Origin of the sequence: Bacillus sp. S4, assembly GCF_040838205.1 — a bacterium.
Classification (GTDB): domain Bacteria; phylum Bacillota; class Bacilli; order Bacillales; family Bacillaceae_G; genus Bacillus_A; species Bacillus_A cereus_U.
In genome coordinates this window covers 1-11,263 of record NZ_JBFPJI010000101.1, presented here as the reverse complement: position 1 = coordinate 11,263, position 11,263 = coordinate 1, and the positions used below count along the sequence as shown (strand labels likewise).

Here is an 11,263-nt window from a genome sequence, read left to right as displayed (position 1 = left end):
AATCCTAAGTTATTTAAAGCAATAGCTGTTATGCTTTCTTTATCAGCGAAAGAATTTGCTTCTCTCAAAATATTGTTATAAATAGATAGCGCTTCATTATATTGTTTTTTTTGTATATAACTCAGCGCAATAAGTAATTGGCAATTTATCACATAACGGAACTTATATTCATTCTTAAATCCTTCCATCGCTACATTAGCAAAATGTAAAGTCATATGTTCAACTTCTAATTCATTATAAACAAGAGCTAAATTGAAATATATTCCATTTTCGTGATAACCTTGTTCCTTTGCCATTACTTCTGTTCGAGCCAAGTACTCCAAAGCCCTCTTATATTTATGTTGTAAAAAATAATATAACCCTTTGCTATACGTATATAATAATTTCTGGAATGGTGAATACTTTTTGTACATCTTCTTTAAGCTCTCTAACTCTTCTTCAACAGCAGGAAAATCCCTTTTCATAATTAAATAACGTGTATAAAGCAGTTTATAATAATTTATAATTTCAAAATCTACAACATGTTTTATTTCACCTTGTAACTCTTCATATATGCGTTCTACCTGTTGCTTGTCCAAATGAATTAGTGCATTCAACCACTCGTCCAACTTCACCTTCACATCTTCTTCTACATCTCTCAAATCTGTCACAGCAATTTCTAGTCTTGTGCAGAGCAATTGTAGAATTTCTTCTGATGCTTCAATCTTTCCATTTTCGATCTTACTTAAGTATGAGACAGAACAAATGCCCTGACATAATTCTTCTTGTGTCATTTTTTGCTGTAGCCGTTTATAAAAGACTTGCTTGCCTATTTTTTCTAATGTTTGTTGCATTGTCCTCCTCCATTCTCATTACCCCCATTACTCTAATAATACATAAAATCTAAAGAAATATAAATTGATAAATGTAAATTTTCTAAAAAATATGCATTATTTCATTTTTTTCTCTCTTGACTTCAATCCCCTATTACTTCTTTGCTACGAAAGGGAAAAAATTGGTATACTATAACCAAATTACGGAGGTGTTTTCGCAATGAATCATTATAAAGACGATAGTTACGCCTTACATACAGATTTATATCAAATCAACATGGCTTATACATATTGGAAAGATGGTATTCATACTCGCCGTTCTGTTTTTGATCTATACTTTCGAAAGCTTCCGTTTGAAAACGGCTATGCTGTTTTTGCTGGGCTTGAAAAAATTGTAGAGTACATAGAAAATTTCAGCTTTACCGAAAGTGATCTCGCTTATTTAGCCGAGCTGCAATTTGAAGAAGACTTCCTTCATTATTTACAAAATATGAAGTTCACTGGAATAATTCGTAGTATGCAAGAAGGCGAAGTTGTTTTTAATAATGAGCCTTTATTACGTGTCGATGCACCACTTGGCGAGGCACAAATAATTGAAACCGCCCTCTTAAATATTGTAAATTACCAAACATTAATTGCTACAAAAGCTGCACGTATGAAGCACGCTGCAAATAATGATGAACTTTTAGAGTTTGGTACAAGACGTGCTCATGAGTTTGATGCTGCCCTTTGGGGAACACGAGCTGCTTTCATTGGCGGTTTCTCTTCTACAAGTAACGTTCGGGCAGGGAAACGCTTTGGCATCCCTGTAGCCGGCACACATGCCCACTCTTTCGTTCAAGCATATCGTGATGAATATGTTGCGTTTAAAAAATATGCTGAAACACATAAAAAATGCGTATTTCTCGTCGATACATACGACACTTTGAAATCTGGTGTTCCAAATGCGATTCGTGTCGCAAAAGAATTCGGGGATCGTATCAATTTTTATGGCATTCGCTTGGATAGTGGTGATATGGCATATTTATCAAAGGAAGCAAGAAAACAACTTGATGAAGCTGGATTTACAAACACAAAAATTATCGCTTCTAGCGACTTAGATGAATATACGATTATGCATTTGAAATCTCAAGGGGCAAAGATTGATGTATGGGGTGTTGGCACAAAGCTGATTACAGCCTTTGAGCAACCAGCATTAGGGGCTGTTTACAAACTAGTCGCTATTGAAGATACTGACGGAAAATTAAATGATACAATTAAAATTTCATCTAACCCTGAAAAAATTACCACTCCAGGACTTAAACGAATTTATCGTATTATTAACCGTGTTAACGATCATGCAGAAGGCGATTATATTGCGTTAGAGTCAGAAGAACCTGGAAAAGAAGAACGTTTAAAAATGTTCCATCCTGTTCACACATATATAAGTAAATTCGTAACAAACTTTGAAGCACGCGAACTGCATCAAGATATTTTCGTTAACGGTAAAAGAACGTATGAATTACCCAATATATTAGATATCCAAAAATATAACGAACGCAGCCTCTCACTATTTTGGGAAGAGTATATGCGAACTTTAAACCCTGAAGAGTACCCTGTCGATTTAAGCCAAGAATGTTGGGATCATAAAATGAATTATATTCAAACTGTTCGAGAAAAGGTTGCGAAAAATATACAAAAATAAACAGAGAAGTTTCTCCTTCTCTGTTTTTTTCAATATTACGTTACCAACAGTCATCCTCAATAACACAGTAAAATAATAAAAATAAGAGAGGGCGTAATCGCGCCCTCTCTTATTTTTATAAATCTTTCACTCTCAGTACACGCATTGCATTTAAAACTGCAAGTAGCGTCACACCAACATCTGAGAAGACTGCTTCCCACATTGTTGCAATACCAAAGGCGCCGAGTAATAACACTAACCCTTTTACCCCTAATGCAAATATAATATTTTGCCATACGATGCTACGTGTACGTTTTGCAATTTTTACTGCTGTCACAATTTTTGAAGGCTCATCAGTCATAATAACGATGTCAGCAGCTTCAATTGCTGCATCTGACCCTAAACCGCCCATCGCAATACCAACGTCTGCTCGTGCTAATACTGGTGTATCATTAATACCATCACCAACAAATGCAATCTTTTCTTTACCGCGTTTTGCTGCATCAATTTTTTCGATTTCTTCTACTTTTTGGTGTGGTAATAATTCGGCATGAACTTCATCTAAACCTAATTCTTTACCAACAGCTGCACCAACTGATTTTGCATCACCAGTTAACATGACTGTCTTCTTAATACCTAGTTCTTTTAACTTTTGAATTGCTTGTTTTGAATCCTCTTTTACCTCATCAGAGATAACGATGTAACCCGCATATTTACCATCTACAGCAACATGAACGAGTGTACCTACTGTTTCTGGCTGCTTAAATGTAATATTTTCTTTCTTCATTAACTTTGCATTACCTGCGAAAATTTCTTTTCCTTGTACTTTTACAACCGTACCATGACCAGAAATTTCACTATAGTCTTCAATAGCATTTTCATCGATTGATTTTCCATATGCTTTTCGAATAGATTGTGCAATTGGATGATTTGAATATACTTCTGCAAATGCTGCATATTCTAATAGTTCTTCAGCTGTAGTACCTTCACTAGGATCCATCTTCGTAACTTTAAAGACACCTTTTGTTAATGTTCCTGTTTTATCAAAAACGATATATTTCACATCATTCAATGCTTCTAAATAGTTACTTCCTTTTACTAAAATACCACTTTTAGATGCCCCACCAATACCGCCAAAGAATCCAAGAGGAATCGATACAACGAGCGCACATGGACAAGAGATTACTAAGAACACTAAAGCTCTGTAAATCCAATCGGAGAATGTAGCACCCTCTAAAATAAGTGGTGGAATAAATGCCATTATTGCCGCTGTTATAACTACAACAGGAGTATAATAACGTGCAAACTTCGTAATAAAGTTTTCTGTTGGCGCTTTTTTGCTACTTGCATTTTGTACTAAGTCTAAAATTTTCGATACAGTCGATTCACCGAACTCTTTTGTAACTTCAACAGTTAACACACCATTTTGGTTTACAAAACCACTTAATACGTCATTACCAACTTCCACTTCTCGCGGTACAGACTCACCTGTTAACGCTGAAGTATCCATCATTGATGTTCCCTCAATTACTTTCCCGTCTAACGGTACTTTTTCACCTGGTTTTACGATAATATACTCACCAATTTGCACATCTTCTGGTGATACTTGTTTCGTTTCGTTTCCAACTTTCACATTCGCATAGTCAGGACGAATATCCATTAATGACGTAATTGATTTTCGAGAACGATTTACTGCAATACTTTGGAACAGTTCCCCTACTTGATAAAATAGCATAACTGCTACCGCTTCTGGATATTGTTGAATCGCGAAAGCTCCTAAAGTTGCAATTGCCATTAAAAAGTTTTCATCGAACACTTGGCCGCGAGTTATGTTTCTTACCGCTCTCCAAACGATATCTCCACCTATTAATAAATACGCAAGGACGAATAATGGAATTGTTATCATTTGCGGTAATCCGGCTAATGCAGCAATTCCTGTCAAAATTCCACCGAATACTAATCGTCCTATCATCTTTTTCACATTTCCATCACCATGATCATGACCGTGGTCGTGTCCCTTTTCCTCTTCACGAACAACTTTTACATCTGGCTCTAACTTTTGAACAACATTTTTTATATTTTGCACAGTCGATTCAAGTTCTCTTTTATTCGTAACTTCTACTCGTAATTTCTTTGATACGAAATCAACAGTCGCTTCTGAAACTGTTGGCATTTCCTTTACCTTATTTTCAATCTTCATTGCACAATTTGCACAGTCTAAACCTTCTAATACAAACACTTCTTTTATTAATTTTGTTTTTTGCTCTTCTTGCACTTTAATATGCGGCTCTAATTTTGTAACAAGTTGCTTCGCTTCCGTAACAACTTGATTTTCTTTATTTTGCGGTGTTTCTAAAAGCATCGTTTTTGTTGCGAAGTTTACTGAACAAGACGTTACTCCTTCTATATTCCCAACACCTTTTTCAATTTTCATTGCACAATTTGCACAATCTAAACCTTCTAGCATAAGTTTCTTTTTCACTAATGCCTCTGCCATCGTTCTCCCTCCTCGCGTTTTTATTCTTCCTCGTTTACGTGTTCAAACGCTTGCTCGAAGATATGAATTACGTGTTGATCAGCTAATGAATAATAAACTACCTTTCCTTCTTTACGGTTCTTTACAAGCTTTGCTTGCTTTAATACACGAAGCTGATGTGAGATTGAAGATTGCGTCATTCCTAATAAATAAGCTAAATCACAAACACACATTTCAGCTTCAAATAATGCATGTAATATTCTCGTACGTGTACGGTCACCTAATACTTTAAATAATTCTGCTACTTTACTTAAACTTTCATCAGTCGGAATTGTTTGTTTTACTTGATCCACGATTTCCTCATGAATTACCGTTTGAGAACATGCTTCCTGTTGCGTTTCTATTTTATTTCCAGCCATTATAGCTCACCTCTTTAATTGAACATATGAACAATCATTCATATATCTTATACTCTTATTATATGAGCGTCTGTTCATATGTGTCAATAAAATCCGTAAGATTTTTTTGACAATTTCGTTCACGTTTCAAAATAAACACATAAATATTCTCCGCATCTATCATGCTCTTCATACAAAAAGGATGCACGAAAGCTATCGCACATCCTTTTCTTATTTATTAACTTTCACTGCATCCACAATTAACGAAGCGAATCCTAATTTACCATCCTGATTTCTATAATCAAAACGTTTCGATCGATAAATAAAACCTCCTTGCTCATTCCAATCATTATACTGAAATTCTCCATTTTCATCGCAATACTCTAGCAACTTTACTTGAAAACCCGCTACTTCAAACATAGATACAATCGTTTTATAGTTATGTACAATTTTATGACTTGCAGCCGGATGATCTAATGGACCTGGCCCTCCTACTTGCACACCTTGCTGATATTCTTCATTTGGAAAAAATGCATCTGGTACCGCACAACGAATGTAACCATCATCTTGTAAAAATTCATAGCATATTTTAGCTGCTTCTATACCTTCTTCATACGATAAATGCTCCCATACGTGTTCAGCCAAAATTACTGATAAAGAATTAGGCTGAAATTTATTAAGCCACGTTTCTCTTTTTAATAAATTTAATTCTTCTTCATTCGTATGTAACCAACCTGGGTTATTATTATATCCCTCTGCTCCAACGACAACTTTCGTCTCCATCTTTCCACCCCTTCTTATATTCCGACATAAAAATTCGACAACATAACATTGGTCTCCTTTATTTCCCCAAAAGAAAAAGCCTTGCGCGCTCCCTAGACGCACAAGGCTTACTAACTTTATATCCCTTTAATTAGCTTCTTCTAAATTATCCTGCGAACTTTCATCTTCTTTTAGATGACTATGTTTTTTCGAATATACAAAGTATACAACTACTCCAATTGCCAACCAAACACCGAAGTATATCCATGTTTTTAACGGTAGATTTACCATTAAGAATAGACAGCATGCAACTGAAATAATCGGTAAGATTGGTACAAGTGGTACCATAAATCCACGTTGTAATTTCGGATGCGTTTTACGAAGAATGATGACAGTTACACCAACCATCGCGAATGTTAATAACGCTCCAATATTCGCTAAATTCGACAATTCTTTTAAATCGATAAATCCAGCAATTACAGCACTACCAATTCCTGTTAACCAAACTGAAAATGTTGGTGCTTCTGTCTTCTTGTTAATTTTCGCGAAAGATTTTGGCAATAAACCGTCACGGCTCATCGCGAAGAATACACGTGTCGTAGCGTAGATGTATGCGAAAATTACAGCCATAATACCAATTACAGCTCCAATAGCAATTACACCAGCCACTTTATCTTGTCCTACAACTTCTAGTACATAGGCCATCGCTTCAGGTACATCTAATTCCTTGTAAGAAACCATACCTGTCATAACGAGACAAACTACAACATAAATGATTGTACAAATGACTAATGAAGCAATAATACCAATCGGTAGATCACGCTGCGGATTTTTTACTTCTTCAGCAGAAGTTGCTAATGCATCAAATCCTAAGAAAGCGAAGAATACTGCTGCTCCTCCGGCGAAGACTCCACTTAAGCCGTACGGTGCAAATGGTATCCAGTTTTCTGGTTTCACGTAGAATACACCAACTGCAATGAATAAAACAACAATACCAATTTTAATTAATACCATTATGTTATTTACACGCTTACTTTCCTTTGTACCTCGTGATAATAACCAAGTTATCACCAACGTAACGATAACTGCTGGTAAGTTCACCATACCACCTTGCGATGGAATCGTTAACAATGCTTTTGGAATTTCAATTCCTAATCCACTCACTAAGTTATTGAAATAACCCGTCCATCCACCAGCTACTGCGGCAGTCGTTACGACATATACGGATAGCAATGTCCACCCCATTAAATGGGCAACAAACTCACCAATTGTTGCATATGAATATGTGTACACACTACCTGAAACAGGAAGTGCAGATGCAACCTCTGCATAACATAAAGCTGCAAATCCACAAACAATTGCTGCAATCATGAATGAAAAAATAACTGCTGGACCAGCATCTCTTGCTGCTACTAATCCCGTTAATACTAGAACTCCTGTACCAATTATCGCACCAATCCCTAGCATTGTTAGGTCAAATGCCCCTAGCGTTTTCGTCAAAGTTTTACTTTTACTTTCCCCTAACAATTGCGTAACGGATTTCTTTTTGAATAGGTTGGCCACGATGAATGCCCCCTTTTACCAAGAAGAGCTAAGAGGTATTATCTCTTAGCTCTTATCATGTTGTTTTATATATTGTTCGATTTTGTTTTGTATAATGCTTCTATTAGCAAGATACTGTTTCTGCTTCTAATAATTCTTTAGCACCTTTGTACTCTACACCGTGAGCTTCTGCAACTGCTTCGAATGTTACGTAGCCTTCTAATGTGTTAATACCTTTTAATAATGCAGAGTTGCCTAGGCAAGCTTCTTTGTAGCCTTTGTTAGCAATTTGTACTGCATATGGTACTGTTACGTTTGTTAATGCAAGAGTTGATGTACGTGGAACCGCACCTGGCATATTTGCAACTGCATAGTGAACAACACCATATTTCTCATAAGTTGGGTTGTCATGAGTTGTAATACGGTCAGTTGTTTCGAAAATACCACCTTGGTCAATCGCAATATCTACAACGACAGAACCTGGTTCCATTGATTGAATCATTTCTTCTGTTACAAGTTTTGGCGCTTTTGCACCTGGGATTAATACTGCACCGATTACAAGATCAGATTCTTTTACAGCTTCTGCAATATTGTAAGGATTAGACATTAAAGTTTTTACTTGGTTTCCGAAAATGTCATCTAATTGACGAAGACGTTCTGCACTTAAGTCGATGATTGTTACATCCGCACCTAGTCCAACTGCAATTTTAGCAGCATTTGTACCAGCTTGTCCACCACCGATAATTGTTACTTTACCGCGTTTAACTCCTGGAACACCTGCAAGTAAGATACCTTTACCGCCTTTGTTTTTCTCAAGGAATTGCGCACCGATTTGTGCAGCCATACGACCAGCTACTTCACTCATAGGTGCAAGTAATGGTAATGAACGGTTTTCTAATTGTACTGTTTCATATGCGATAGCAACAACTTTCTTTTCAATTAACGCTTTTGTTAATTCTGGTTCTGGAGCTAAGTGTAAGTATGTGAATAAGATTAAACCTTCACTGAAGTGTTTGTATTCGCTTTCAACTGGTTCCTTAACTTTCATAACCATTTCCATGTTCCAAGCTTCTTCAGCTGTATCAACAATTTTTGCTCCCGCTTCAACATACTGAGCATCTGTGAAACCAGATCCTACACCTGCATCCTTTTGAATGAATACTTCGTGATTGTTACGAACTAAATGTACAACACCTGCTGGTGTCATTGCCACACGGTTTTCGTTGTTTTTAATTTCTGCTGGTACCCCAATACGCATAATGAAATGCCCCCTTATAATTAACAGAAAAAAGGAATTCTTTTTTCTTTTTTAAATAATTAATAACTTATGTCCTTATTCTAGCATAACTTAAAAGTTATGAAAACGCTAACATACTATTTTTTTAAAGTTTTTATATTTAGAATAGTGTAAATATATAAAACATTGATTCTATTGAGTTCTGCGTACCACTTCATCATCTATCACTCTATTTCTATTATATCCATTCAAAATGCATAGTTATTATTTATTATTTGACAATAACGTAACAATGTAAAAAAACTAAGTAGTTACGTATACATATACACTTATTACTTTGTACAATACTTTAGAAATATATTCTTTTCATAAAAAAACAGCTACTAGCATTTAGCCAGCAGCTGGGTAACTTATAAATAATTTTGAAAACAAGTCTTCTGTCGTTTCTGTAATTTTATCAAATATATCGCTTTCTTCAGCTTCTTGTTCTTTTAACATCTTAATTGTTTCACGTGCGTCTTCAGGATAATCGGTAATGATACCATCTACGTTTAACTTATAATATGCCTTTAAACTTTCCATATCATTTACTGTCCATACGTAAATTGGCTTATTTAACTTCCTTGCTTCTTTTACTAATTTTTTATTTAACATGTATTCTTCTGCTACATAAAAATCAGCCTTCACATTCTTTAAGTTAGCTCTACTTGCATACAGTATATATCCTACTTTTATATCTGGATTTGCACGCTTAAACTCTTTAATAAGGGGATAATGTAATGTTTGAATAACGCATTGTTTCTCAAAGTCATTATCTTTAATTGCTTTTAATACTTTATTTACGAAGTCCTTCTCATTACCGTGAAGCTTCACTTCTATATTGAGTTTTATTTTATTTTTTGAAAGCTTAATAATCTCATCTAATGTACTAATTTCTCCTGTGAGCCCATCTTGACTAAGAGTAAGCTCCCTTAGCTCATCCATCGTCAAATCTGATACATGCACATTCGCATTCGCAAGACGTTTCAACTTCAAATCATGTATGACTGCTAGTTCGCCATCTTTTGTTTGCAAGACATCTATTTCAGCATAGTCTGCTTTTGCATCAATGGCACCTTGCACTGCTTCTTTCGTATTCTCTACACCTTTTGATATATATCCACGGTGCGCCATAATAATTGGTTCTTTATATGTGTTTGAAATAAAGGTCACAATGAAGGCAACGACCATTCCAGCAGTAATAATTCCCACAATATATACACCAATAAATTTCCAACGATGTTTTTGGAAGAAACATTTATCTGCTTTCGATTTTGAATAGTCTAATCCTTCTTCTAGTAAAACATCTTCAACCGGAACCTTTTGCAAATACAATCGCGTAATCGCCATAATATAAAATGGTGTCACGATAAAGCTAAATAAATACAATGTACTTGTTAGGAATACAGACATTGTTGATTCAGCTAACAATGCGAATGTTCCTTTCGGGTTTGTAAATTCATACACACCCCATAGGCACAATAAATATATTCCCCAAAATACAATATACACAATCCCTATTGAAATGAAAAAACCTACTAAAAAGAATAGTACTTTAAAAAAGCTTTCTTTTACTAAAGCTGCACTTTTGCGTGCTGCCACGCGAAATGTTTTTTGCTCTAAAACGACAATAGGTAGAACAAAAATCCAGCGAAGGTTCAAATACGCGACTACAGCAAAGAACGTGTAATAACCAACTTGTCCCATCGTTGTCTTGAAGAGTTCTCCTGTAATAAAGTTAGGAATTTGAATTTGCGGAATTAATGCTGTTTCATATCCCATATTTAAAAGAGGTAATAATACGACAGCATATAAAATAAATCCTGGTAAGCAATATGTGAAAAGAGTAGGTAAATACGTTACCGTTTTATATAAAATCGGACGTAATTTCACCTTTTGTCTTTTATGAGCAAAATACGAAATAATAATAAGTACCGCAAATTCCGTAAAAATAAGAAACAGTGCTAACAATGACAAAATTACGATTGCCAAGATGCCGTATGGTGTCTTTAAAAACGCTAATAATTCATCGTTCGTTGCATTTGCATAACCACCAAAATACAATAACTTATTAAAAATGATCCCAAATAGCGGGACAAATACAATCGCTGCTAATAATTTATAAACAAGTTGAAAGGTTAATACATTCCAAAAAGCAAATCTAACTGTTTGAAAGGAATGTCCCATTACTCCTGGTATAGATAGTTTTTTACGGTGTTGCATATATTCCTCCAAATTCTAAAACGGTATTTGAGATGGATTCCACATTTCCAGTTCCAATCCATCTTTTTAATAATAATATATTCCGCTTAACATGAACACTCTTATACATAT

The 11,263-nt window shown here is 35.3% G+C and carries 8 protein-coding genes; 1 reads left to right on the top strand and 7 read right to left on the bottom strand.

What is annotated here, in order from left to right; genetic code table 11:
• Window positions 1-833: helix-turn-helix domain-containing protein (locus AB3X48_RS12085; protein ID WP_367959578.1), on the bottom strand; the 833-nt coding region annotated here is incomplete at its 3' end.
• Between the two features lie 199 nt (window positions 834-1,032).
• On the opposite strand from AB3X48_RS12085, the gene AB3X48_RS12080 reads away from it, so the two are divergent.
• Complete coding sequence (locus AB3X48_RS12080; protein ID WP_002159335.1) at window positions 1,033-2,496, top strand: nicotinate phosphoribosyltransferase; 1,464 nt, start codon at window positions 1,033-1,035, stop codon at window positions 2,494-2,496.
• A gap of 115 nt (window positions 2,497-2,611) precedes the next feature.
• Here AB3X48_RS12080 and AB3X48_RS12075 read toward each other — a convergent pair whose 3' ends face one another.
• The 6 genes from AB3X48_RS12075 to AB3X48_RS12050 form a co-directional block, all read right to left on the bottom strand.
• Window positions 2,612-4,972 (bottom strand): heavy metal translocating P-type ATPase, encoded by a 2,361-nt coding sequence (locus AB3X48_RS12075; RefSeq protein WP_002159336.1) that lies wholly within the window; start codon window positions 4,970-4,972, stop codon window positions 2,612-2,614.
• 20 nt (window positions 4,973-4,992) lie between these two features.
• A complete protein-coding gene (locus AB3X48_RS12070) occupies window positions 4,993-5,370 on the bottom strand; it encodes an ArsR/SmtB family transcription factor (protein WP_002113975.1) in 378 nt (125 codons plus the stop codon).
• 210 nt (window positions 5,371-5,580) lie between these two features.
• Entirely contained in the window at window positions 5,581-6,132 is a 552-nt protein-coding gene (locus AB3X48_RS12065; RefSeq protein ID WP_002159337.1) for a class I SAM-dependent methyltransferase, read from the bottom strand.
• Between the two features lie 126 nt (window positions 6,133-6,258).
• Window positions 6,259-7,674 (bottom strand): amino acid permease, encoded by a 1,416-nt coding sequence (locus AB3X48_RS12060; protein WP_002159338.1) that lies wholly within the window; start codon window positions 7,672-7,674, stop codon window positions 6,259-6,261.
• Between the two features lie 103 nt (window positions 7,675-7,777).
• Window positions 7,778-8,911, bottom strand: a complete 1,134-nt coding sequence (gene ald, locus AB3X48_RS12055) for an alanine dehydrogenase (RefSeq protein WP_367959575.1) — start codon at window positions 8,909-8,911, stop codon at window positions 7,778-7,780.
• Window positions 8,912-9,280: 369 nt separating this feature from the next.
• Window positions 9,281-11,152, bottom strand: coding sequence for a glycerophosphoryl diester phosphodiesterase membrane domain-containing protein (locus AB3X48_RS12050; RefSeq protein WP_016103501.1), 1,872 nt, complete (start codon window positions 11,150-11,152; stop codon window positions 9,281-9,283).
• Between the last annotated feature and the right edge of the window lie 111 nt (window positions 11,153-11,263).

What these genes read in the sequence shown, in the direction of transcription:
- ald (WP_367959575.1), bottom strand. Translation starts at nt 8,911, where the DNA reads ATGCGTATTGGGGTACCAGCAGAAATTAAAAACAACGAAAACCGTGTG.
- AB3X48_RS12050 (WP_016103501.1), bottom strand. Translation starts at nt 11,152, where the DNA reads ATGCAACACCGTAAAAAACTATCTATACCAGGAGTAATGGGACATTCC.
- AB3X48_RS12075 (WP_002159336.1), bottom strand. Translation starts at nt 4,972, where the DNA reads ATGGCAGAGGCATTAGTGAAAAAGAAACTTATGCTAGAAGGTTTAGAT.
- AB3X48_RS12070 (WP_002113975.1), bottom strand. Translation starts at nt 5,370, where the DNA reads ATGGCTGGAAATAAAATAGAAACGCAACAGGAAGCATGTTCTCAAACG.
- AB3X48_RS12065 (WP_002159337.1), bottom strand. Translation starts at nt 6,132, where the DNA reads ATGGAGACGAAAGTTGTCGTTGGAGCAGAGGGATATAATAATAACCCA.
- AB3X48_RS12080 (WP_002159335.1), top strand. Translation starts at nt 1,033, where the DNA reads ATGAATCATTATAAAGACGATAGTTACGCCTTACATACAGATTTATAT.